General features: G+C 34.3%; 22 protein-coding genes. 21 read left to right on the forward strand and 1 reads right to left on the reverse strand.

Features of this window, described 5'->3' with window-relative positions:
* The first annotated feature begins 94 nt into the window (after nucleotides 1-94).
* Nucleotides 95-463, forward strand: coding sequence for a CoA-binding protein (locus AC061C_RS05720; protein ID WP_309759605.1), 369 nt, complete (start codon nucleotides 95-97; stop codon nucleotides 461-463).
* Nucleotides 464-785: 322 nt separating this feature from the next.
* Here the strand turns inward: AC061C_RS05720 and AC061C_RS05725 are convergent, their stop codons facing one another.
* Nucleotides 786-2294, reverse strand: a complete 1509-nt coding sequence (locus AC061C_RS05725; RefSeq protein ID WP_478290362.1) for a sodium:solute symporter — start codon at nucleotides 2292-2294, stop codon at nucleotides 786-788.
* A gap of 144 nt (nucleotides 2295-2438) precedes the next feature.
* Between AC061C_RS05725 and recR the strand changes: the two genes are divergently transcribed.
* From recR to AC061C_RS05825, 20 genes are all read left to right on the forward strand, one after another.
* Complete coding sequence (gene recR, locus AC061C_RS05730) at nucleotides 2439-3059, forward strand: recombination mediator RecR (RefSeq protein WP_478290363.1); 621 nt, start codon at nucleotides 2439-2441, stop codon at nucleotides 3057-3059.
* Nucleotides 3060-3130: 71 nt separating this feature from the next.
* Complete coding sequence (locus AC061C_RS05735) at nucleotides 3131-3919, forward strand: polysaccharide biosynthesis/export family protein (RefSeq protein ID WP_478290364.1); 789 nt, start codon at nucleotides 3131-3133, stop codon at nucleotides 3917-3919.
* Nucleotides 3920-3934: 15 nt separating this feature from the next.
* Nucleotides 3935-6391 (forward strand): polysaccharide biosynthesis tyrosine autokinase, encoded by a 2457-nt coding sequence (locus tag AC061C_RS05740; RefSeq protein ID WP_478290365.1) that lies wholly within the window; start codon nucleotides 3935-3937, stop codon nucleotides 6389-6391.
* A gap of 20 nt (nucleotides 6392-6411) precedes the next feature.
* On the forward strand, nucleotides 6412-7395 hold the full coding sequence (locus tag AC061C_RS05745) for an SDR family oxidoreductase (protein ID WP_478290366.1): 984 nt from the start codon (nucleotides 6412-6414) through the stop codon (nucleotides 7393-7395).
* Between the two features lie 203 nt (nucleotides 7396-7598).
* Nucleotides 7599-8990, forward strand: a complete 1392-nt coding sequence (locus AC061C_RS05750; RefSeq protein ID WP_478290367.1) for a UDP-glucose 6-dehydrogenase — start codon at nucleotides 7599-7601, stop codon at nucleotides 8988-8990.
* Between the two features lie 744 nt (nucleotides 8991-9734).
* On the forward strand, nucleotides 9735-10199 hold the full coding sequence (locus tag AC061C_RS05755) for a UpxY family transcription antiterminator (protein WP_478290385.1): 465 nt from the start codon (nucleotides 9735-9737) through the stop codon (nucleotides 10197-10199).
* Between the two features lie 395 nt (nucleotides 10200-10594).
* Complete coding sequence (locus AC061C_RS05760; protein ID WP_478290368.1) at nucleotides 10595-11878, forward strand: nucleotide sugar dehydrogenase; 1284 nt, start codon at nucleotides 10595-10597, stop codon at nucleotides 11876-11878.
* A gap of 39 nt (nucleotides 11879-11917) precedes the next feature.
* Entirely contained in the window at nucleotides 11918-12922 is a 1005-nt protein-coding gene (locus AC061C_RS05765) for a mannose-1-phosphate guanylyltransferase (protein WP_478290369.1), read from the forward strand.
* Between the two features lie 7 nt (nucleotides 12923-12929).
* Entirely contained in the window at nucleotides 12930-13880 is a 951-nt protein-coding gene (locus AC061C_RS05770) for a GDP-L-fucose synthase family protein (protein WP_478290370.1), read from the forward strand.
* Between the two features lie 67 nt (nucleotides 13881-13947).
* Nucleotides 13948-15027 (forward strand): GDP-mannose 4,6-dehydratase, encoded by a 1080-nt coding sequence (gene gmd / locus AC061C_RS05775; RefSeq protein ID WP_478290371.1) that lies wholly within the window; start codon nucleotides 13948-13950, stop codon nucleotides 15025-15027.
* A 169-nt stretch (nucleotides 15028-15196) separates the two neighbouring features.
* Nucleotides 15197-16177, forward strand: a complete 981-nt coding sequence (locus AC061C_RS05780) for an FAD-binding oxidoreductase (RefSeq protein WP_478290372.1) — start codon at nucleotides 15197-15199, stop codon at nucleotides 16175-16177.
* Between the two features lie 13 nt (nucleotides 16178-16190).
* Complete coding sequence (gene rfbF / locus AC061C_RS05785; RefSeq protein WP_478290373.1) at nucleotides 16191-16967, forward strand: glucose-1-phosphate cytidylyltransferase; 777 nt, start codon at nucleotides 16191-16193, stop codon at nucleotides 16965-16967.
* On the forward strand, nucleotides 16955-18034 hold the full coding sequence (rfbG, locus tag AC061C_RS05790; protein ID WP_478290374.1) for a CDP-glucose 4,6-dehydratase: 1080 nt from the start codon (nucleotides 16955-16957) through the stop codon (nucleotides 18032-18034). The genes rfbF and rfbG overlap by 13 nt, the downstream gene beginning before the upstream one ends.
* Nucleotides 18035-18036: 2 nt before the next feature.
* Nucleotides 18037-19362, forward strand: a complete 1326-nt coding sequence (gene rfbH, locus AC061C_RS05795; protein ID WP_478290375.1) for a lipopolysaccharide biosynthesis protein RfbH — start codon at nucleotides 18037-18039, stop codon at nucleotides 19360-19362.
* A gap of 5 nt (nucleotides 19363-19367) precedes the next feature.
* A complete protein-coding gene (locus tag AC061C_RS05800) occupies nucleotides 19368-20243 on the forward strand; it encodes an NAD-dependent epimerase/dehydratase family protein (RefSeq protein WP_478290376.1) in 876 nt (291 codons plus the stop codon).
* A 4-nt stretch (nucleotides 20244-20247) separates the two neighbouring features.
* A complete protein-coding gene (locus AC061C_RS05805) occupies nucleotides 20248-21267 on the forward strand; it encodes a GDP-mannose 4,6-dehydratase (protein WP_478290377.1) in 1020 nt (339 codons plus the stop codon).
* A 1-nt stretch (nucleotide 21268) separates the two neighbouring features.
* On the forward strand, nucleotides 21269-22612 hold the full coding sequence (locus tag AC061C_RS05810) for an oligosaccharide flippase family protein (RefSeq protein ID WP_478290378.1): 1344 nt from the start codon (nucleotides 21269-21271) through the stop codon (nucleotides 22610-22612).
* Nucleotides 22605-23522: a glycosyltransferase family 2 protein gene (locus tag AC061C_RS05815; protein WP_478290379.1), complete on the forward strand. Its 918-nt coding sequence runs from the start codon at nucleotides 22605-22607 to the stop codon at nucleotides 23520-23522. The genes AC061C_RS05810 and AC061C_RS05815 overlap by 8 nt, the downstream gene beginning before the upstream one ends.
* Nucleotides 23523-23542: 20 nt before the next feature.
* Nucleotides 23543-24703: a hypothetical protein gene (locus tag AC061C_RS05820; protein WP_478290380.1), complete on the forward strand. Its 1161-nt coding sequence runs from the start codon at nucleotides 23543-23545 to the stop codon at nucleotides 24701-24703.
* Nucleotides 24693-25631 (forward strand): glycosyltransferase family protein (locus AC061C_RS05825; protein WP_478290381.1); only part of this gene is annotated, 939 nt, incomplete at its 3' end. The genes AC061C_RS05820 and AC061C_RS05825, both read left to right, overlap by 11 nt.

Consider the following 25631-nt stretch of genomic DNA (forward strand, 5'->3'; position numbering starts at 1 on the left):
TAGGCTAATGTTTTTATTACAGCAGCAACTAAACCTTAAAATTACCAATCGAATAAACCTTTTTGATTACTTTTGTCAAATATATTACTTAAAAATGACAAAGAATAAAAAAACACTAGTACTTGGAGCGACAACGAAACCGGAACGCTACGCCTTCAAAGCGGTAAGCATGTTGGTCGATAAAGGACATTCAGTGCTTGCATTGGGACAAAATGCGGGCGAAGTAGCAGGTGTCAAAATCCAGACGAAAGCCATTCCATTAAAAAACATCGATACGGTTACCCTATATTTAAACCCAACTCGCCAGCGCGATTATTACAATTATATCGTAGAGGCCAAACCCAAACGTGTAATCTTCAATCCAGGTACTGAAAATCCAGAATTCTATCAATTATTGAAATTGAATGACATAAAAGTAGAAGTTGCGTGTACATTAGTTTTGTTAACCACCAATCAGTATTAGAATTTTTCGAAGCTATTTCCTGCTATCCATTTCAATCTTTTGATAAAACAGTATTTTTCTATATAAATAAAGGAGCTTCCGTTGGTCGCTCTTTTTTTATGAGAAAAAACAACTGTTTTATTCAAAAGGATTTCCATTTTTATCAGGGCTAGGGCTCAAGTATGCAACACAATTAGTAGAGAAACAATTCTTTCAGTGTACTGTTTTCTGAAGGAGATAGTGAAAATTTCTAAATGAATGTAGTAACTTAAAAGTAAGCCTAGATTACAATTACCAATAGGAATTTTTTAATTACTAGCAAATTTCATCGATGAACTCGTACTTAAAATCGAGTTGCAATTGTGGCTTTTTTACTAATCAGCAGGAGTCCCAGAAATGTGATCAGTCCGTTTATAAGAATCAATTCATTATCGAATACATAACCCCATAATAACGTTTTTGAATTCTCGCTGATCAAGAACGTAATAGCTGGTGATGCTAAACAAACTAAAGGGACAAATTTATCTTTCACTGTTTTTGATTGTACTAATAATCCAAAGCAATACAATCCTAAAAGTGGACCATAGGTATACGATGCAACCCGAAAAATCATACCCACCACAGAACTATCGTTGATCGCATTAAATAAAATAATGACCAAAAACATGAGTAACGAAAAAGTGATGTGAACAACATGTCTCGTACGCACCACATTGGGTTTGCTTCGATTCTCTTCTTTGTCCATTCCTAAAAAATCAATACAAAACGAGGTTGTAAGTGCCGTTAAGGCAGAGTCTGTTGTAGCAAAAGTTGCTGCGGTTAAACCCAATAAGAAAATTATAGATGGAATTAGCGCCAAATGGTTAAAAGCTATTTCAGGGAAAAGCAAATCGGTTCTGGGCTTTCCAGTAACTAAATCTGTTGGTACTTCAATTCCGTTTTTAGCTGCATAAATATAAAGTAAAGCCCCTACGCTAAGAAAGAATATATTAATCACGACAAATATCCCTGTAAAAGTGAACATGTTTTTTTGGGCTTCGCCAATGGTGGCACAACTTAAATTTTTCTGCATTAAATCCTGATCCAAACCTACCATGGCGATGGTAACAAATATTCCACCCACGATCTGTTTTATAAAATGGAATTTACTGCTAATGAAATCTTCAAAAAAGAATACCTTAGAGTAGTTGCTATTTTTCACCGCTTCAAAAGCTTCAATAGCAGAGAAATCTAAACTGTCGCAAATAAATACAATCGTCAAGAAAACCGAAGTAACCAGAAAAAATGTTTGTAAAGTATCGGTGATAATGATCGTTTTTAATCCGCCACGATAGGTATAGGCAAATATCAATGCCAAGGAAATGAGCACCGTCATGGCAAAAGGAATACCATAGAAATCAAAAACAAAACGTTGTAAAACAATCACCACTAGATACAGTCGGAAAGCCGATCCTATGGTTCTGCTAATTAAGAAAATAGTGGCCGCAGTTTTATAAGAATACATGCCTAGCCGTTGCTCGATATATCCGTAAATCGAAGTCAAATTCATACGGTAATACAAGGGTAGTAGTACTTTTGCAATGATAATAAAGCCAATGGCATTGCCTAAAACAAATTGAAAATATTTAAATTGTTCCCCATTTGGAGCACCAACTTCCCCTGGAACAGAGATAAAAGTCACTCCCGAAAGTGCTGTTCCAATCATCCCAAAAGCGACTAAGTACCATTTAGAGTTTTTATTGGCTTTAAAAAACGCTTCATTTCCGTTGTCTTTTTTGCTTACGGTGTAGGAGATGAAGAATAAAATTCCAAAATAAACGATTATGAGAGTTAAAATGGTGCTTGGAGTCATTGCAGTTTTTATTTGAAGCCAAAATACGATTTTTTGGTTAATTCGTTTATTGGTTATTTCGTTTGTTTGAAATAGTATCAATTTACAGCTTCTATTAAACAAAAACCAATGGAACAAATAAACTAATTAACTACTTTTGTTGTTATGGAATTCTCTTCAAAACTCATAGAAAAAGCAGTCAATGAAATGTCTCAGTTGCCAGGAATTGGTAAGAGAACAGCACTGCGATTGGTATTGCATTTATTAAAACAACCCAAGGAACAAACCGGTTTTTTATCGCAAGCCTTGGTTGCGATGCGGGAAGATATTAAGTATTGCAACAGCTGTCATAACATCTCAGATAGTGAGCGGTGTGAGATTTGTGCCAATCAAAGCAGGAACCACCAAATTATCTGTATTGTAGAAGATATTCGGGATGTTATGGCCATTGAAAACACCGGACAGTTTAGAGGGATTTATCATGTTTTAGGTGGCAAAATATCTCCTATTGACGGAGTAGGTCCCAGTCAGTTGAACATCACTACGCTTGTTGAAAAAGTAAAATCAGGTAGTGTGATTGAAGTGATTTTTGCTCTGAGCTCCACCATGGAGGGTGATACCACTAATTTTTATATTTACAAACAAATTGGGGATAGTGCCATAATCATGTCTACAATAGCTAGAGGAATTTCAGTGGGAGACGAACTGGAATATGCTGATGAAGTTACCTTAGGAAGAAGTATTTTGCAAAGAGTACCTTTCGAAAAATCGTTCAAAAATAATTAATCCAGATAATGAGCAGCGAAGCTTTTTAAATACTAAATGAAAAGCTATATTTGTTTATAAAATAGTAAAAAATGAGCAAATCCGTACTCTATTTGTTGTTAGTTAGTCTGTTGTTTACTTCTTGTATTCCAACTCAGGATTTAATTTACCTTCAAAATAAGAACAATTCCGATGTTGCGAATACCATTTCGGCTGTAGAGTCAAAACCCTACAGATTGCAAACCAATGACATTCTAAGCATCACTATCAAAGCTATAGATCCCAAATTAGTTGCGATGTTTAATCCTACTAATGAGGGAAATTTGCAGGGTAAATCAGAATCAGGACTTTATTTTGATGGTTTTACAGTTGATGATCATGGAGCTATTAGAATTCCTATTTTGGGGGAGCTAAATGTTATTGGTTACACCTTAGAAGAGATTCGAGTACGAATTGAAAAGCAACTCCTAGCGGATTATTTTAACAAAGAGGCTAATATTTTTGTTACCGTTAAATTGGGAGGTCTTAGATTTACCATCAACGGAGAAATAGGAAGTCCAGGTACTAAAACGCTATTTCAAGAGCAAGTCACTATCATGGAAGCTATTGCAAATGCTGGTGACATCACCATTACTGGCGATCGAAAAGCCGTAACCGTGATGCGAAAAACACCTACCGGAGTTGTTATGCAAGATATAGACCTTACAGATATTAATGCAATGAAATCTCCTTTTTATTATTTGCAGCCCAATGATTATATTTACATAAAACCACTCAAGCAAAAATCTTGGGGGACTGGAAAGACCGGAATAGAATCTCTAGGAACTATTATTACCGTGTTGTCTTTGGCAACAACTACTTTTTTGCTTTTGAAAAATTAAAACAGCGCCCTAAATATGTTAGATTTAAAAGATTTTTCGATTTTTGAAAACCAAGTCAGTTTTGACTTTAAGGGGTTCTTAATAAAAATCGGGAGTTATTGGAAGTGGTTTTTGATAAGTCTACTCATTACTTTTACCATTGCGTATCAGGTGAATGTTCGTAAAGAAAAAATATACGGCATGGATACGCTTATTTCTGTGAAAGAAGAAAGCAATCCTTTGTTTACATCCAATACCAGTTTGGTCTTTAATTGGGGTGGGACTTCAGATCAAGTTCAGACCATTACCACTACTTTGCAGTCCAGATCTCATAATGAACTGGTGGTCGATAAATTACAATTCTACATTAATTATCTGGTACAAGGAGAATACAATTTAATAGATGGATATGGATCGTTTCCCTTTCATGTAACCATAGATAAATCAAAAGGACAAGTATCAGGCACTTTAATTGGGATTAAATTTATTAATGAAAACACGTATGAAATTAACATTCCATTTCAGAGTCAGAGTGCTTCTTTAATTACGTATGCTGATCATTCATACAGTACTACAGCAGTAGCGGCAGAAGATTTTGTTCAACGATATAAAGTAGGCGAAAAAGTGTCGTTGCCTTTTTTGAATTGGACGTTAGAAATAAATGAAAATCCTGGTTTTTATAAAGGAAATGAATATTTTGTACAGTTTAATGATTTTGACGCAACCGTTGGTGCCTATAGAGGGATCAATGTGAAATCAGATGACAAAGGCAGTTCGATAATCACTTTAGCAATGCAAGGCCCAAATAAAGCCAGAATGGTCGAATATTTGAATGCCACCGTCAAGATGTTGATAAAAAGGCAGTTGGATGGTAAGAACCAATTTGCTACCAATACGATAGCTTTTATTGATAGCACTTTAGTGGCCATGGAGTCGCAGCTTAAGGAAACGGGAAACGAATTAAAATCCTTTAGAAAAGGTAAAAACATCTACGACATAGAGGAAGGTGGTTCTAAATTTTCTGAAAAGATTTTGGGCTTTGATGTGCAGAAAGATGAGATAAATCGTAAAATAGCCTATTACAATTCGTTGAAGGCATACTTAAAAAGTAGCGTAAACTATGCTAAACTACCTGCGCCGACTGTAGCAGGGATTGACGATCCCAATATTGTTGTGAATGTGTCTAAGTTAATCGCTTTATCTACGCAACGTTCTGAAATGGCTTATGCTGTAAAAAGCGATAAAATATTCAAGGATTTTGATAATCAAATGGAGGCCATTAAAAATGTTTTGTTAGAAAATATTGCTTCGGCCAAATCGGCTTTACAATATGATTTGGCTATGATAAGCAGTAAAATAAATGAAACTGAAAGCACGATAAAACAACTTCCCGAGGATCAGCAAGAACTTATTAAAATCAAACGGAAATATGATTTAAGTGATAATATTTACAGCACGTTCCTTCAAAAAAGAAGCGAAGCAGATATTGTAAAAGCGGCCAACTTATCAGATGTACATTTTATTGATCCGGCAAAGGATGTAGGAGGTGGTCTTATCGGGCCCAAAACTTCTGTTAATTATATCTTGGCTTTGTTTCTGGGAATATTGATTCCATTACTTTTTGTATTTACTATTTTCTTTATCAATAACGCTGTTCAAAATGCAGAGGATGTCAGTAAAATGACAAAAATTCCGTTGATAGGAATTGTTGGTTTAAATAAGGAAAGCTCCGACTTAGCTGTTTTTGACAGACCAAAATCGGCGTTATCAGAATCTTTTAGAGCCATTCGATCTTCGCTACAATTTTTATACAAGCAACAAAATTTAGACGGTGCAAAAACGCTAATGATCACCTCTTCAGTAAGTGGGGAGGGAAAAACATTTTGCGCTATAAACATAGCTACCGTTTTTGCCTTGAGCGATAAAAAGACGGTTGTATTAGGATTAGATCTAAGAAAACCAAAGCTATTTGCCGAATTTAATTTGTCTAATGAAGTGGGGATAGTCAATTATTTAATCAAACAAAAAACGATCGAGGAAATAACAAACCATACGCATATTCCGTTTCTGGACGTTATATTGTCGGGACCAATTCCGCCAAATCCCTCAGAGATGATCCTGAGCGAAGGTATGGGCGAATTGATAGAAGAGCTGAAGAAAAAATACGATTATATTATTCTAGACACACCACCGGTAGGTTTGGTGTCTGACGCTTTAGAGTTGGTTCAATATTGTGATGTAACCTTATATATCGTAAGGCAGAATTTCACTAAAAAAGACATGATTACTTTATTAAACAATAGAGTAAAAAGAGGCGAATTGCAAAATGCCAGTATTATTTTGAATGGTTTAGAAAACAAAGCAAAATATGGTACAGGATACGGCTATGGGTACGGCTATGGAAACTATGCAAATGGATATTATGAAGAAGAGAGATCCAAAAAGTGGTATCAAAAAATTGGAGAGAAAATCCTAAAGAAGCAAATTAAGTAATTTTTTTATAAAAAAAGCACATGCAAGAAGCAACCAAAAGTACGGTTTTGATAACAGGAGGCGCAGGATTTATAGGTTCTAATCTGTGTGAGTATTTTTTGTCCCAAAGCTATAAAGTGATTTGTTTTGATAATTTTGCAACAGGTCACAGGCATAATTTAAAAGACTTTATCAATCATCCTAATTTCAATTTGATTGAAGGAGATATACGTAATGCTAGCGAATGCAATAAAGCAGTGCAGGGAGTAGATTATGTCTTGCACCAAGCCGCCTTAGGTTCTGTACCCAGATCGATTAATGATCCTGTTACCACCAATGATGTTAATATTGCTGGTTTTTTGAATATGTTAGTAGCCTCTAGGGATGCCAAAGTAAAACGGTTTGTGTATGCGGCAAGTTCGTCGACTTACGGTGATTCTGAAGCGTTACCAAAAGTGGAAGACGTGATTGGAAAGCCGCTTTCGCCTTATGCCATTACGAAATATGTGAATGAATTGTATGCGGATATATTTAGTAGAACCTTTGGTTTAGAAACGATTGGGTTGCGGTATTTTAATGTTTTTGGTCGAAAACAAGATCCAAACGGTGCCTATGCTGCAGTTATTCCTAAATTTGTAATGCAGTTGATGCAATTAGAAAGTCCAAAAATAAACGGTGATGGAAATTATTCCCGTGATTTTACCTATATCGATAATGTGATCCAGATGAATGCTTTGGCCATGCTAACCCAAAATCCACAAGCCATTAATACGGTTTACAATACTGCGTATGGCGATCGGAATACATTGAACAATCTAGTAGGGTGTCTGAAAGAGTATCTCGCGGCATACGATGAAAGAATTGGAGCTGTTCCGATTGTTTATGGACCCAACAGAGCGGGCGATATCCCACACTCTTTGGCAAGTATAGATAAAGCAAAAATTCTATTGGACTATGATCCAAAATATTCGATGCAGGAAGGATTAAAGGAAGCGGTAGAGTGGTATTGGAATAATTTGAAGTGAGGAGTGAATAGTGAGTAGTTATGAGTGAGAAGTGAATAGTGAGAAGTGAATAGTCAGAAGTGAATAGTGAGGAGTGAGAAGTGAGAAGTGAGGAGTGAGGAGTGAGAAGTGAATAGTGAGGAGTGGATAGTGAGAAGTGATGAGTGTGATTAATGGGTAGTAAATGAAAATTAGAATAGTAGTATAAAATAGAAAATTTAGAAATGAAAATTACAAAAATATGTTGCATTGGAGCGGGATATGTAGGAGGTCCAACCATGGCAGTAATAGCGCAAAAATGTCCAGAAATTCAAGTCACAGTAGTCGATTTAAATGAAGAGCGAATCGCGGCCTGGAATGATGAAGATGTAAATAATATACCTATTTATGAGCCTGGTTTGAGCGAAATTGTTGCCGAAGCGAGAGGAAGAAACTTGTTTTTTTCTACCCAGGTTGAAAAAGCAATAGAAGAAGCGCAAGTCATTTTTATTTCGGTGAATACGCCAACCAAAACCTATGGAAAAGGAAAAGGAATGGCAGCTGACTTGAAATATATTGAATTGTGTGCCAGACAAATTGCAAAGGTTGCCAAAGACAACAAAATAGTAGTCGAAAAATCGACGCTTCCTGTGCGCACTGCTGAGGCTATCAAAAGCATTCTAGATAATACGGGCAATGGCGTGCAATTCCAAATTTTGTCAAATCCAGAGTTTTTAGCCGAGGGAACTGCTGTGGATGATTTACTACATCCTGACCGAATATTGATTGGAGGAGATTCCTCTGAGGACGGACAAAAAGCAATACAAGCGTTGGTTGATGTGTACGCAAATTGGGTTCCCGTTGATAAAATATTGACCACTAATGTTTGGTCTTCAGAATTGTCTAAGCTGACCGCAAATGCCTTCCTAGCACAACGAATTTCATCTATAAATGCAATGTCTGAACTGTGCGAAAAAACAGGAGCAAATGTAAATGAAGTTGCAAAAGCAATAGGAATGGATAGCCGAATTGGATCTAAATTCCTGAAAGCTTCGGTAGGTTTTGGTGGTTCTTGTTTCCAAAAAGACATTCTGAATTTAGTGTACATTGCAAAATCATACGGATTACATCAGGTAGCGGATTATTGGGAGCAGGTCATTATTATGAACGATCATCAAAAAAGGCGTTTTTCTAACCGTATTGTCCAAACACTATACAATACAGTGTCCGACAAAAAAATTACTTTTTTAGGATGGGCTTTTAAAAAAGATACTAATGATACAAGAGAATCAGCAGCTATTTATATTGCGGATGATTTGGTAAATGAACATGCGCAAATAGCGGTTTACGATCCTAAAGTATCCCTTAAAAAGATACAAGATGATTTAAATTATCTGAATTCTAGAACTAGTGAAGCCAATGCCAGTAGCGTATTTTCTTTTGAAAACCCCTACGAGGCCTGTCAAAATGCCCATGCCATCGCCGTGCTTACTGAATGGGATGAGTTTGTAACCTACGATTGGCAGAAAATATACGATTCGATGCAAAAACCAGCTTTTATTTTTGATGGAAGAAATTTGTTGAATGGCCCTGCATTACAAGAAATGGGCTTTGTTTATCAGGCCATTGGTTCTTAAATCCTAACCCCAGCCCTCTCCGAAGGAGAGAGAGGTTAAGTGAAATAAAGGAGTTTGTTTATTAAATAGATTTGTACACGTTAGATAGCTACTAAAAGTAGTTTCAGGTAGCGATTCTCGATACATTTTATAAAAATGCTTTGGCTATTTTATAAAAAACTTCTCGAAGCGCTCGGTCAATGTCATTAAGTTAAGTGTTTATTTGTCATTCCGACGAAGGAGGAATTTCTGTTTGTAGCGCACGTTTGTTGCCATTCCTCCTTCGTCGGAATGACACAATCGTAGGGATTATTCCTTAACTTAATGACATTGTTTGTTAGGCAGCTATCGGGATCTGACAGTGAAATCGAAGATTAATTAATACCCAAAAAATAATAGTAAAAAAAGGAACATTTTATTGTTATGCCAACGTATTTTACTTCGTATTACCATGCATTCCGTTTTTATTTTTTTTGATCATGACAAATTGAAGATGTAGCGAACACCACTTAAATAAAAGTGATTGCCCTAAAAAAGTAAAATCGTACTGGAATATTAAAAGCGCAATCGCTATTGAAAGTAGTTTAAATAGTACTGTGATACTTTGCGGTTAAAACGGGTATAAGCGAGTCAAGTAGCTTCGTTAACAGATAATTTAGTGCCGATTTGTGTAATTCGTGGCTAAAAATAGTTAGCGAACAATAAATAGATAGTTTATAAAATAACGAAATAACAAGAAGATGTTATTTCAATACAAAGAAAATGATGAATTGGTATGTAGTGTATACAAAGCCCAAATGGGAGAAAAAAGTTGCAGAACAATTAAAAAATAAAGGGATCGCTTGCTATTGCCCCTTGGTTACGCAGGTTCGGCAATGGTCTGATCGAAAGAAAAAGGTAGAAGTGCCGCTATTTAATTCGTATGTTTTTGTCCAGTTGCCCGAAGCACAACGAAATATGGTTTTTCAATCGGTTGGAGTGGTGCGTTATTTATTTTGGTTGGGTAAGCCTGCCATTGTTCGTGACGAAGAAATTGACACCATACAAAAATGGTTGGATCCAGCTCAGGCCAATGATGTAAGCCTACACTCTTTTCAAGTAGGGGATGCCATACAATTAGAATCCGGGCCTTTTTCAAGTCAAAAAGCAATTGTTCAAGAAGTAACAAATACGCATTATGTGCTCGTTTTGGAGTCTTTGGGATGTGTTTTAAAAATGAAAATCAAGTAATTTACGAAAACAGTTAATGTTAATGGGATGCTATTTAGTAAGCATCTCGACTGCGCTCAATGTGACAAAATTGAGTACGGGTTCGGTTGAAACAAATACAACGGTAAACCATTTTCAATTGCTCTTCTTAGATTTTTATATCACTAATTTAGGTGATATTTGACTGTAGATTAAAGCAAGTTACTGCCTCTTTCTTTGTGAATTTCAATCGTTTATAATGTGTACTTTGTTTGAGAAAAAATGGCTAGACGATCAACTGTAAATTATACAACAAAAAATGGCATAATGTTTCTATCTTTGCCCACTTATAATTTTCTGTACGCTGCTTTTTATGTGGGTATGGATTGCGAAGCAGTAGGATAAAGTGAATAAACGCTGCTTTTAATTATTCAAAAATGGATTCAAATATAAAAATAGCAGTAATAGGTTTGGGTTATGTTGGTTTGCCATTGGCACGATTATTCGCAACAAAATACGCTGTGGTTGGGTATGACATTAACCACACTAGAGTTGCTGCGCTACAGTCTGGTTCAGATAGTACGTTTGAAGTCGATGCGGTCACACTGCAAAACGTTTTAGTTTCTGCCCCAACTGATGCCGCAGGTTTGTATTGCACCACAGATGTAAATGCTATTGCAGCATGTACCTATTATATTGTAACCGTTCCTACTCCGGTTGATAAAAACAACCGTCCCAATTTAACGCCTTTATATAAATCGAGTGAAACCGTTGGTAGAGTTTTAAAGAAAGGGGATATTGTTATTTATGAATCTACCGTATATCCCGGCGTTACTGAGGAAGAATGTGTGCCCGTCTTAGAGCGGGTATCAGGAATGCAATTCAATGTTGATTTCTTTGCAGGCTATTCTCCTGAACGCATTAATCCGGGCGACAAAGAACATACGGTTGAAAAAATTTTGAAAATCACATCGGGCTCTACACTAGAAACAGGTCGTCTAGTCAATGAATTATATCAATCGGTTATTACTGCGGGAACGCATTTGGCACCATCGATAAAAGTGGCTGAAGCGGCCAAAGTAATCGAGAATTCACAGCGTGATATTAATATTGCGTTCGTAAACGAGTTGGCTAAAATATTCAATTTAATGCAAATTGATACGCAAGCCGTCTTGGCAGCAGCTCGAACCAAATGGAATTTTCTACCCTTTAAACCGGGTTTGGTAGGAGGGCATTGCATAGGAGTTGATCCGTATTATCTTGCACAACGTGCACAAGAATTTGGATATCATCCCGAGATTATATTAGCCGGAAGGCGATTGAATGACAGCATGGGCGAATATGTGGCCGCTCAAGTGGTGAAACTGATGATCAAAAAAGGAATTTCGGTAAATGGTGCTACTGTTCTGATGCTAGGAATTACCTTTAAGGAAAACTGTCCCGATGTTCGCAATACAAAAATAGTGGATGTAATTGCTGCCTTAACCGATTATGGTATTGCAGTAACTACTTATGATCCTATTGCTAATCCCTTGGAAGTAAAAAAAGAATACAACTTAGTTACCAAAAATGAATTGCCCAAACAGCAATTTGATGCTGTCATACTTGGAGTAGCGCACGATCAGTTTTTAGGATTGGATTATTCGCTTTTGCAAAAACCAACGAGTTTGTTGTATGATGTAAAAGGAGTATTGGGCACTGTAGCAGATGGTAGACTGTAGTCCTTGTAAAACAAAATCATAGTTTAATAAATACATTTTATGAAAAAGCATTTAATAAAACATGTTATACTCACAGGAGGCGTTGGTAGTAGGTTATGGCCACTTTCTCGTAAAAGTCAACCCAAGCAATATCTTGCTATTTTTGATGGAAAGTCTTTGTTTGAAATGACGGTAGACCGCAATCGCGCTATTGCCGATACAATTTTGGTTGTGGGTAATATCGACAATTGCCACTTGAGTAAACAAGTATTAGAAAAGTCAAGTACCCATTATATTGATATCATTGAGTCTACACCAAGAAACACCGCTGCAGCTATCGCTTTTGCCGCTTTTGCATCGGGGCCAGATGACATTTTAATTGTTACACCATCAGATCACATTATTGGCGGGATGGAGTTGTACGAAGCCTCCATTCAAGAAGCTATTGCAAAAGCAGCTAATGGGTTTATAGTAACTTTTGGAATCATTCCTACAAAACCTGAAACAGGCTATGGGTATATCGAACGCAAAGGCGATGACGTGGTTTCCTTTAGAGAAAAGCCAAATCAAGTGATGGCCAGAGAATTTATAGCTAGAGGCAATTTTTTATGGAACAGCGGTATGTTCTGCTTTAAAGCAGGGGTGTTTTTAGAGGAATTAAAATTGTATGCCCCTGAAGTATACGAAACCTCTAAAATAGCTTGGGAAAACAACCAGGCAGGTAATTTAGATTTAGAGCTCTCTATGGCTATTCCTTCTATTAGTATTGACTATGCCGTAATGGAACGCAGTAAAAAAATAAAAGTAGTGTCGTCTCAATTTGAGTGGTCTGATTTAGGATCTTTTGAATCGGTATATGATTATTTGATTAAGATAGATCATCCGGTAGACGAAAACGGAAATATGGTCATTGGAACTACTAATTACACTGCTTTTGTTGGGGTCAAGGATACTATTTTTGTACATACCGATACCGCTAATTTAATTTTGAAAAAAGAATTTTCTCAGGATGTCAAGAGTGTGTATAATCAGTTGGAAAGAGAAAATCCAGATTTGTTAAATTAGAAAGGATATGAATAAAGATGCTAAAATTTATATAGCAGGACACAACGGCATGGTAGGTAGTGCTATCTGGAGAACATTGTCTGTTAATGGATATACGAATCTAATTGGTTCATCAAGTAAAGAAATGGATTTGCGAAATCAAAATGATGTGACTTCGTTTTTTGCAAAGCATAAACCCGAAGTAGTTATTGATGCAGCAGCAAAAGTAGGCGGCATATTAGCGAACAACAACTATCCGTATCAGTTTATAATGGAGAACATGCAAATCCAAAATAATTTAATCAATACCGCATTACAAGGAGGTATCGAAAAATTTATTTTTCTAGGAAGTTCATGTATTTATCCAAAAATGGCAGCTCAACCGCTAAAAGAAGAGTATTTACTTACTGGTCCTTTGGAACCGACCAACGAATGGTATGCCATCGCTAAAATTTCGGGGGTTAAAGCCTGTGAAGCAATTCGAAAGCAATTTAATAAGGATTACGTGAGTCTAATGCCAACAAACTTATATGGTACCCATGACAACTTCGATTTGACTTCCTCTCATGTTTTACCAGCGATGATGCGCAAATTTCACGAAGCAAAGGAAAATAATCATGCTCCAGTAACTCTGTGGGGAAGCGGAAAACCAATGCGCGAGTTTCTTTTCGTAGATGATATGGCGGAAGCAGTTGTTTTTGCATTAGAAAATAAATTGCCAGAGTACTTATACAATATTGGTACTGGTGAAGATTTGACTATACAACATTTAGCTGAAACCATTCAGAGTATTGTTGGGCACAAAGGAGAAATAATATGGGATGCATCAAAACCGGATGGTACACCAAGAAAACTCATGGACATATCAAAAATGCATACTCTAGGGTGGAAACATCAAGTAGTTTTGCAAGAAGGAATTCAAAAAACTTATAATTGGTTTTTAGAAAATGAGGGGAAGTATAAAGAAATTAAATTATAACATAGTTTAGTAAGAGATGTGCAATTAAATTTTCTGCACGGTTGTAAAGAAATTAATATTCAATAAAATGAAAATAGCTTTAGTTACAGGAATTACAGGTCAAGATGGTTCTTATTTAGCAGAATTATTATTAGAAAAAGGATATATGGTTCATGGTGTAAAGCGTCGCGCCTCTTCTTTCAATACGCAACGTATTGATCATATTTATCAAGACCAGCATGAAGCACATGTCAATTTTAAATTGCATTATGGTGATCTTACCGATTCTACTAATATTATTCGAATCATTCAGGAAGTACAGCCCGATGAAATATACAATCTGGGAGCCATGAGTCATGTAAAAGTTTCTTTTGATTCTCCTGAATATGTGGCAAATGTAGATGGAATAGGAACATTGAGAATTCTTGAAGCAGTAAGAATTTTGAGACTTGAGAAGAAAACAAGAATTTATCAGGCATCAACATCTGAATTGTATGGTGGTATGCCAGAAAATAAAAATGCTGCAGGTTTCTATGATGAAAACTCACCTTTCTATCCACGTTCACCTTATGGTGCAGCAAAAATCTATGGATTTTGGATTACCAAAAATTATCGTGAAGCTTACGGAATGTTTGCCTGTAATGGAATTTTATTCAACCATGAATCTCCACGAAGAGGAGAGACATTTGTCACCCGAAAAATAACAATGGCTACTGCTGCTATTGCTAAAGGAAAACAGGAATGTTTGTATTTAGGTAATTTGAATGCGCTCCGTGATTGGGGACATGCGAAAGATTATGTTGAAGCGATGTGGAGAATTTTACAGCAGGAAAATGCCGAAGATTTTATAATTGCTTCCGGAGTGACAACTTCAGTAAGAGATTTTGTTCGCATGGCATTTAGTGAAATAGGAGTTGAATTGGCTTTTGAAGGTGCAAATGAAAGTGAGATAGCAAATGTAGTATCATGTAGCAATCCATTATATCAATTGGAAATTGGTAAAGCTGTAGTTTCAGTAGATCCTGAATATTATCGTCCTACAGAAGTAGATTTATTACTGGGGGATCCAACAAAATCTAAAACACAATTGGGTTGGGAACCTAAGTATGATTTAGCCGCTATGGTGAAAGAGATGGTAGCAAGTGATTTAGAGATTTTGAGTAAATAAAACAGAGAACTTAGTCTATAATTTTTATTACTAGTAGACTTTTTGAAATAATTTAATATTTTGTTAACTTGTTTTTTTGTAAAGTTTTTAACCAAACAAACATTTCGTTGTTGTAAATTGCTAAAACGAATTTCTACATTGAAAAAAATACAAACTATCACTAAAATTTATGTTTTCAATAAATCTTAAAAACAATATTAATTATTTATGTGCCTCTGAAGATACTATCTTCATTGGTGCCCAAAAAGCAGATATAGCCTTAGACCATAGTTGTAAAACGGGTCGTTGTCAATCCTGTAAGGCCAAGGTTATTGATGGGACATCAATAGCAACAATTGATGAAATTGGACTCAGTAACCTTGATAAATCAAACGGATATATACTTACTTGTGTTCGAACTCCAACATCTGATTTAATACTAGACATCGAAGATTTGAGTGCATATGCACTAGAACAAGTGAGAACAATGCCGTCCAAAGTAGACAAGATTACAGTTATAACCCCGGATGTAATTGAATTACAATTACGCTTACCGCCACAATCTAATTTTAAGTATTTATCAGGCCAGTATATTAATATTATCAAAGGTGATTACAAGAGGAGCTATTCTATTGCTTGTAGTAGTTCAAACCAAAATTTAGTTTTTTTTATAAAGAATTACGATGGTGGAAAATTTAGCCAGTATTTGTTTAAAGAGGCAAAAATAAATGACCTGCTTAGAATAGAGGGTCCAATTGGAACTTTTTTTTACCGAAAGACCAGTAAAAAAAATATCATTTTTTTGGCAACAGGAACTGGAATCGCACCAGTGAAAGCGATGCTGGAACAAATAGATGAAAATGATTGCGATTTTAGAGATAAAAATATATACTTATTTTTTGGAGGCAGAACTGAAAAAGACTTGTTTTGGGAGCCAAAATTCACAAATATAAAGGTAGTATTTGTACCAGTTTTAAGTAGAAGCGATGATAAGTGGAATGGTGCTAAAGGCTACATTCAAGATGTTGTTCTTTCTAACAGAATAGATATAAAAGACAGTGTTTTTTATGCTTGCGGTTCAGAAAATATGATAAAAGATTCAAGAGAATTAGTAATAAATAATGGGTTGTCAGAGGATGCATTTTATTCGGATGCATTTATTAGCAGTTAATTTGTAGAAGTATATGAAAGCAGTTATTCTTGCAGGAGGTTTAGGAACCCGATTGAGTGAAGAAACGGTATCCAAGCCAAAACCGATGGTCGAAATTGGAGGTAAGCCCATTTTATGGCATATTATGAAAACCTATTCCCATTACGGAATTAATGATTTTATCATTTGCTGTGGGTATAAAGGGTATGTGATTAAAGAGTATTTTGCCAATTATTTTTTGCATCAATCCGATGTTACCTTTAATATGAAAGATAACAAAATGGTGGTGCATGAAGAAAGAGCTGAACCGTGGACCATAACTTTAGTGGATACGGGTGATGATTCTATGACTGGAGGAAGACTTAAAAGAGTGTCCCAACATTTAAAAGAGGAAGAAAGTTTTTGTTTTACGTATGGAGATGGTGTTGCTGATGTGAATATTTCGGAGTTGTTGGCCTTTCACAAAGCTCATGGTAAAGAGGCTACTTTAACCGCTACCTATCCACCAGGGCGATTTGGTGCCTTAGATATTGTTGACAATGAAGTACGCCAGTTCCAAGAAAAACCAAGAGGTGATGGCGCTTTAATTAATGGTGGTTATTTTGTGTTGTCTCCAAAGGTTATTGACAGAATAACTGATGATTCTACAGTATGGGAGCAAGGCCCGTTGAAAGGATTGGCTTCAGACAATCAATTGATGGCATTTAAGCATGAGGGATTCTGGCAACCTATGGATACATTGAGAGATAAAGTTCATTTAGAAGAATTATGGGATAGTAATCAAGCACCTTGGAAATTATGGAAGGAATAAAAGGAAAAGTGAATCCTTCTTTTTGGAAAGGTAAAAAAGTTTTCGTAACCGGGCATACTGGTTTTAAAGGAAGCTGGTTGTCGCTTTGGCTACAATCTATGGGAGCAGTTATTAAAGGATACTCTTTAGAGCCACCTACCAATCCATCATTGTTTGTAGAGGCAGAGGTGGCAGCAGCAATGGAATCCCAAATAGGCGATATTAGGGATTTAGACAAGTTAAGGAAAAGTATGCTGGATTTTAATCCGGATGTTTTAATTCACATGGCAGCACAGCCTTTAGTTCGATTGTCCTATATTGAGCCAGTTGATACGTATACAACAAATGTAATTGGTACTGTAAATGTATTAGAGGCTGCAAGGGTTTGTTCCAATTTAAAGGCAATCGTATCGGTTACAACTGACAAGTGTTATGAAAACAAGGAATGGGCTTGGGGATATCGTGAGCATGAACCTATGGGCGGTCATGATCCGTACAGCAGTAGTAAGGGTTGTGCTGAATTAGTTACAGCAGCCTATAGAAATTCTTTTTTTAATACTAAAGATAGTGCAGCATTGGCAACAGCCAGAGCCGGAAATGTGATTGGCGGCGGCGATTGGGCAGATGACCGATTAATTCCCGACATTCTTAAGGCATTTGAAAATTCAAAATCGGTGGTAGTACGCAATCCTTTATCTACAAGACCTTGGCAACATGTTTTGGAACCACTTTCAGGTTATTTAGTTTTAGCGGAACATTTATACCAGTACGGGCAAGAATATGCGCAAGCGTGGAATTTTGGTCCTAGAGATCAAGATTGTAAATCGGTAGAATGGATTTTAAACAGTATTATAAAGACTTGGGGCGAAGATGCTGCTTGGGAATTAGATGTTAATAATAATCCGCACGAGGCGGGATTTTTAAAATTGGATTGCTCCAAAGCCGCACAGCAACTCAAATGGGAACCCCAATGGAATTTAGAATTTACGATAAAATCAATTGTGAATTGGCACAAAGCCTGGATAAATAAAGAGGACCTAAAAAAGGAATGTTTAAAAGAAATAGATTTATATACAGATAAATTATAATAATGGATAAGAACGAACAATTACAAAATTTACGAAATGAAATCGCTGGTTTAGTTTCAAAATATGCAGCAATTAATTATGCACCAATGCCTTTTATACCAGGTAAAACCGTTGTGCCTCCATCCGGGAAGTTATTAGGAGAAGAAGAGATGCAAAATATGGTTTCAGCCTCCCTAGACGCTTGGTTAACAACAGGTCATTTTAATGAAAAATTTGAGAAAAAATTAGCAGCCTTTTTAGGCGTTAAACATTGTTTATCTGTTAACTCAGGTTCTTCGGCGAATTTAGTGGCTTTTACTACGTTGACTTCGCATAAATTAGGAGATCGCGCCATTAAAAAAGGAGATGAGGTTATAGGTGTAGCAGCGGGTTTCCCTACAACAGTAAATCCAATTGTTCAATTTGGAGCCATTCCAGTTTTTGTCGATGTTGATATTACTACGCACAACGTAAATGCTGATTTGATTGAAGCAGCTATTACGCCAAAAACAAAAGCAATTATGTTGGCGCATGCTTTAGGCAATCCATTTAATTTAGCCAAAGTCACTGAACTTTGTAAAAAATACAAATTGTGGTTGATTGAGGATACTTGTGATGCGCTTGGTGCAGAGTACAACGGACAAAAGTGTGGCACTTTTGGTGACATAGGAACGCTTAGTTTTTATCCTGCACACCACATGACTATGGGTGAGGGCGGAGCAGTATTTATGAACTCGACAGAGTTAAAGGCTATTGCGGAATCCTATAGAGACTGGGGTAGAGATTGTTACTGCGCGCCGGGATGTGATAATACTTGTGGTTGTCGTTTTGAACAAAAACACGGCGATTTGCCTTATGGATACGATCATAAATATGTGTATTCTCACTCGGGATATAATTTAAAAATAACCGATATGCAAGCGGCTTGCGGTTTAGCACAGTTAGATAAATTAGATTTTTTTATTGCCAGACGCCGTGAAAATTTCACTTATTTAAAAGAAAAATTGCAAACTTTAAATGATTTTATCCATTTACCAGTAGCAACAGAAAACAGTAATCCTTCTTGGTTTGGTTTTCCTATAACGTTAAAGGACAACTGCGGTTCTAATAGAGTTGATTTGTTGAAATTTTTGGATAATAACAAAATTGGTTCCAGACTGTTATTTGCGGGAAATTTAACCAAACAACCGTATTTCAAGGATATCGAATATCGTGTGGTAGGCGAATTGACTCACACTGATAAAACAATGAATGACACTTTTTGGATTGGAGTACAACCAGCCTTAACGAACGATCATTTGGATTTTGTAGTGGAAAAAATGGAAGAGTTCTTTGGATTGAATTTTTAGAGTTTATGCAACAAACCATTTTATTAACAGGAGCAACAGGTTTTTTAGGTAGCCATTTATTGGAGTCCTTTGTTCAACAGGAATTAGATGTAATAATTCTAAAAAGGACAACATCTAGCACTTGGAGAATTGATCATTTGTTAGATAAAGTAAAAATATGGGATATCGATACTGTTAATTTTAAAACAGTTTTTAGTAATGAAAAAGTGGATGTTGTCATAAATACGGTATGTAGTTATGGAAGGACTAATGAAATTTTACTTGATATAGTTAATTCTAATTTAATTTTTGGATTGAATTTATTGGAAGAAGCAATAAAAAACAAAGTAAAAACATTCATTAATACAGACTCACTGTTGCCCAGAGGTCTTAATGACTATAGTTTATCAAAAGCTCAATTTTCTGATTGGCTTTATCAACGTTCGGAAATGATACAAGTTGTTAATTTTAAAATTGAACATATGTATGGCCCTAAAGATGATAGCAAGAAGTTTCTACCTTGGATAATAAATGAAATGATAGATAAAAAAGAAGATATTAATTTGACTTCTGGAATTCAAAAAAGAGATTTTATTTACATATCTGATGTTGTTGCCGCTTATGATTTAGTTGTACAAAAAAGAATAAATTTGCCAAATTGGAGTCAATTTGACATAGGGACAAATATATTTACTGAGGTAAAAGAATTTGTATTAATTCTTGCTAGAGAATTAGAAAAATTAAATAAAAGTAAGATAGCTTCAAGACTAAAATTTGGAACAATTCCTTATAGAAAAGGGGATGTTATGGTGCCAGAATTAGACAATGCAGAATTAATTGGGTTGGGATGGAAGCCAAATGTAAAAATTATAGACGGAATTCAGAAAATTTTAAAAGAATAAAAAAATGAAGTATTTAATTACTGGAGGTTGCGGTTTTTTAGGTTCAAATTTAGCGGCTGAAGTTTTGAAAAGAGGTGATGAGCTTTTTGTTTTTGATAATTTGTATCGTATCGGTACAGAACAGAATTTAAAATGGTTGCAATCATTGGGGAAATTTAAATTCTATCATTCTGATATACGATCCTATAATGATGTTGAATATGCAATAAAAGATTGTAAGCCAGATGTAATTTTTCATTTGGCTGGGCAAGTTGCTATGACTACTTCACTCGACAATCCTAGATTTGACTTTGAAGTGAACGTTATGGGGGGGAATAATATATTGGAAGTTGTTAGAAAGTATAGTGCTGATACGATAGTAACCTATTCTTCCACAAATAAGGTGTATGGGGATTTAGAGTGGGTTGAATATGAAGAAACCGAAACAAGGTTCAAAGCAAAAGGTTTTGAAAATGGTTTTGATGAGAAGGTTACGCTTGATTTTCAGTCTCCTTATGGCTGTTCCAAAGGGGCTACAGACCAATATATGCTTGATTATGCCAAAATGTTTGATTTAAAAACTGTTGTTTTTAGGCATTCGTCTATTTTTGGAGGTCGACAGTATGCCACTGCTGACCAGGGATGGATTGGTTGGTTTATAAAACAGGCAATTGATATTAGAAGTGGAACCTTAAAAGAACCGTTTACCATATCTGGATCCGGAAAACAAGTTAGAGATGTGTTATTTGGTGACGATCTTATCAAGTGTTATTTTTCTGCAATCAATTCCATTGAGAATACCAAAGGACAAGCATTTAATGTGGGCGGTGGCATGAGTAATAGTTTGTCGCTTTTAGAATTATTTGGAATTTTAGAAAAAGAGTTAGATATAGAAATGAAGCATAGTAAATTGCCTTGGAGGAAAAGTGACCAAAAAGTTTACGTTGCCAATATTGATAAAGCTAAAAACACATTTGGATGGGCACCTACAATTGATAGTAACGCAGGTGTTAAAAAAATGGTTGATTGGGTGAAATCTATTTAATATGATAGATGTAGCAAAAATCGATACTGACAAACGAACAAAAAATATAAAATCACAAATTTATTTGTCTATTATTCTAAGGGGAATGTCTATTTTTCTTAGTTTTTTTGTTATAAGAGTTACAATAGGATACTTAGGCAAGGATCTATACGGGATATGGATAGTATTATTGTCTATTATTTCGTGGTTGTCTTTATTTGATATTGGCGTAGGTAATGGGTTAAGGAATAAGCTTACAATAGCTCTTTCAAACAATAACTTGGAAGACGCTCGTGCCTATGTTTCCACGGCATATATAATTTTGTCAAGCATTGCATTAGCACTACTCATTCTGTTTAGTTGCAGTATTTATTTCATAAACTGGATTTCAGTTTTTAATAGTACTCTTTTAGATATTGGACAATATCGATTGATGATGTTTTTATTTTTGTTTAGTATAGTTTTTTCTTTCGTTTTAGGTTTAATAAATTCGATACTTAATGCATACCAGCAATCAGCATTAACTAATATTATTTCAATAATGACGAATTTAATTTTTATTTCGTTTTTGATTTTATTTAAGTCATTCTTTTTGTCAAACATTATTAAAATTATATTCATTTATTGTGTAGCATTACTATTGAGTCATTTGATTTTAACTTTTTATTTTTTTAAAAAGAATAAAACCGTAGTTCCAAGTTTTAACCATTTTTCAAAATCTAAGATTAAAGATGTTTTATCATTAGGGGGAAGTTTTTTTATTATCCAGATAGCTGTTCTTTTAATTTTTACTGTTGATAATTATATTATATTACAACTGTTAGGAACGGAGCAAGTTTCTGTTTATAATGTTGTTTTTAAGTTGTTTTCCATTTTTACGCTAGCATTTGGCATCATTATTTCTCCCTTGTGGTCTGCTTTTACTGAGGCAAATGAAAAGAATGATGTTCATTGGATGAAAACGACTATAAAAAAACTCAATCTAATGTTTTTAGTAGTCATTTTAGGTTTGATTGTGATGGTCTTTGAATATCAACTTATATTGGATATGTGGATGCCGGCTAACAGCAAAATTATACCGCCATTTAATTTAATTATTGCACTTTCAATATTCATAGTCATTTCCGTATGGAATAATATTTATGCTTTTTTTCTTAATGGTGTTGGAATTGTGAAAATGCAAATGCGATTAGCAATAATAGGAGCTTTACTAAATGTACCATTAGCAGTGTTTTTTGTCAAATATATGGTATTAGGGTTGGCAGGAGTTGTAATTGCAATGAGTATTAGTTTGTCTCTGTTCTCTTTTTTTGGGCCTTTAGTTACCTATAGATTTTTAAAAAATAAAATTAGTGAAAATGAATAAAACTGCACCATTAGTAAGTATACTAATACCAGTGTACAATAGAGAACATATAGTAGGTGAAACTATTGAAAGTGCTATAAATCAAACCTATACCAACATTGAAATAATCATAGTTGATAATTTTAGCACAGATGGTACCTGGGGCGTATTACAAAACTATTCCGCAAAAGATAGACGTATTAAAATATTTCAAAATGCTGTAAATGTAGGACCTGTATTAAATTGGAAACGATGCATTGATGAGGCTACTGGCGAATATGCAAAAATTTTATTTTCAGATGATTTGATTTCTGAAAATTTTATAGAGGAGACTATGACTGATTTTGATGAAGACACTGCGTTTGTAATTTCTTCAATAAAAATCTTCGGTAAAGAGATTGTAAAGGATTTTTTTCCAACAACAAATAAAAAAGTTTTTTGTTCTAACGAATTTATTAAGGATTTAATTATTTACAACAAAGATAATTTTCCAGTTTCACCAGGTTGCGCAATATTTAGAACAAAAGATTTAAAAAATAATTTAATTACAGATATCGAAAACCCTTTTGGTATTGATTTTAAAATTCTGGGAGCTGGGAATGATTTGTTGTTGTTATTGTTGATTTCAAAATCTTATAAATATATAAAAATTAATATAAATGCTAATTCATTTTTCAGACACCATGAAGGATCATTTACTGCAGCAAATACGCTAACAGAGTTTTATGACTATTCAAAATATATTTATATTAAATTCAATAATGTTGAATTATTTTCAAGATTCAAAGCAAATTTATGGCTGAGAGGGCTAAAAAAAGAAAAAAGAAATAGAGTTTATGAGTTGATTGAAAATAAGATTAATATTCCCTTTGTTTTCGTATTAATTTTGATCAAAATAAGAATATTATTGCTTAATCTCAAAAGCAAATAATTTTAAAAGTCCTTTAATACATGGAATATCGTAATTCAACTATTTTGCAAAATAATGTAACTTTTATTTTACTTATTTCCATTTTTATATTAAATTCATCAAGTACTTCAAATAATGTAATAATAACTTTACTTTCACTTTCACTGTTTTTAAATTTTAAAAGTGTTAAAAAATATACATTTTATAAATTGTTATTTTTATCAGGGTCGCTTTTGTCAGTAATAGTAGGAGTAATTATAAATAATAATAATGATGTTGATTTACTTAGAATAGGCTCTTTATTATTAGTCGTATTTTCTTTTCCCTACAAATTTAATTTTAATAATAAACAATATAAATTATTGATTTTGATTGGTTTATATCTATTTGTATTACAAGTGGGTAATGGTTTGGATATTCGGTTGATTTCAAATTATGTAAGTGCATTATACCCTTATGAGTTGAATGTTTGGAACTATGGAGAGATTTCCAGCGTTTCTGATTTGTCAGAAATCAGATTTGCTGGGGTTTTTTATAATCCAAATATAATGGGTCAAAATATGTTGCTCTTATTTAGTTGTTTATTAAAGTTTATTAAAACAAACAATAATAAAATTGTGATATTTATTGTGTTCTCTATTTTTTTTCTATCAATATTATTAACTGGTGGTAGAACCGCGATGTTTACTTTTTTAATAATTAACTACTTTGCTTTTAGAGGATACTTTATTAAAACCAACTTTTTATTAGGTATTCCGTTATTATTGTTAATTGGATTATTTTATCTTCCCTCAATTTATACCTTTATTTCTAATTTTAGAGTATTTGATTTAGGTAGCACTTATACTACAGATGGTTCAGGAAGTGTAAAAATTAACATTCTACTGGATTGGTTGTCTCAATTATTTATGGATGCCAATTTTAACTTGTTTGAAGTTGTATTTGGTATCGGCTCAATTCCTACCCAATTTGATTTTGATTTTGGTTATATATTGCAAATGTTTGGTGTTTTTGGATTGGTAATTCTTATCGGTTTTTTAGTTAAAATATATCATAGAACAATGCAACAATATCAATTTGTCTTTTTTTTATTTTTGATTTCAATAGGTGCCACAGTAATTATTAATTTTAGATATAGCATATTAATTTTTATAATCCTGTCGATGTATAATATCGATAATAAATTACAAAATGAAAAATAAAATACTTTGGTTGGGTCCAATTGTAGATCCTGAAAAACAGGCTTTAAATAACACAATAAGCCCAGCTTCAAATGCGTGGCAGCTTGGATTTATTAATGGCCTAACAGAAAATGAAGTTGAAGTGACCATTCTTTCATATTTGCCTGACCGAGTTTGGCCAAATGGGGAATTATGGGTAAAATACCCGTTAAATTATACAATCGAAAGTAAATATGAAATCATAAGCGTATCATATTTAAATTTATTCATAATACGTGATCTTTGGATACCTTGTGCATTATTTTTAAAAATAATGTTTTTAAAGAAATTAAAAAAGCATCACTTTTTTTATTCATATAATATTCCTTTTAGGCACCAATTGATTGCTATCCTCATCAAATTCATTTATCCTCGTTTCAAATGGATTTCAATAATAGCAGATGATATGGCTAAAGGAAAGCCTGATTATACCGTCTTTTTATCCTGTGTTTATTTTGATAAGTTTCCAAAAAAAAATAAAATATTTTTAGATGGAGGAGTTCCAGTATTAAACGACCTGCATCTAGAAAGTATAAATAGCCCTAAGGTTCTATTATATGCTGGATCGCTATCCAAGTGGACTGCGATAGAGGAGTTTTGTATCTATTTTGATACTATTTGTTCTCAATTAGATATTGAGTTACATATTTATGGCAAGGGAAATTTTGATGAAATTAACACATTGTTAAAAGGTAACTATAAAATTAAATTTTTTGGTTTTGTATCTGATAATGTGCTACATGAAGCTTGTAAAAATGCCTATGCTTTTGTAAATCCTCGCCCTCTATCAATTGTTAATGGAGAAAATAATTTTCCATCAAAATTGTTGATGTATTTGTCATATCATAAGCCAATATTAAGTGCAAAAACACTTAATGTTTCTAATTCTTATGATTCTATATTGAATTAT

The organism is Flavobacterium sp. GNP010, from assembly GCF_056428945.1.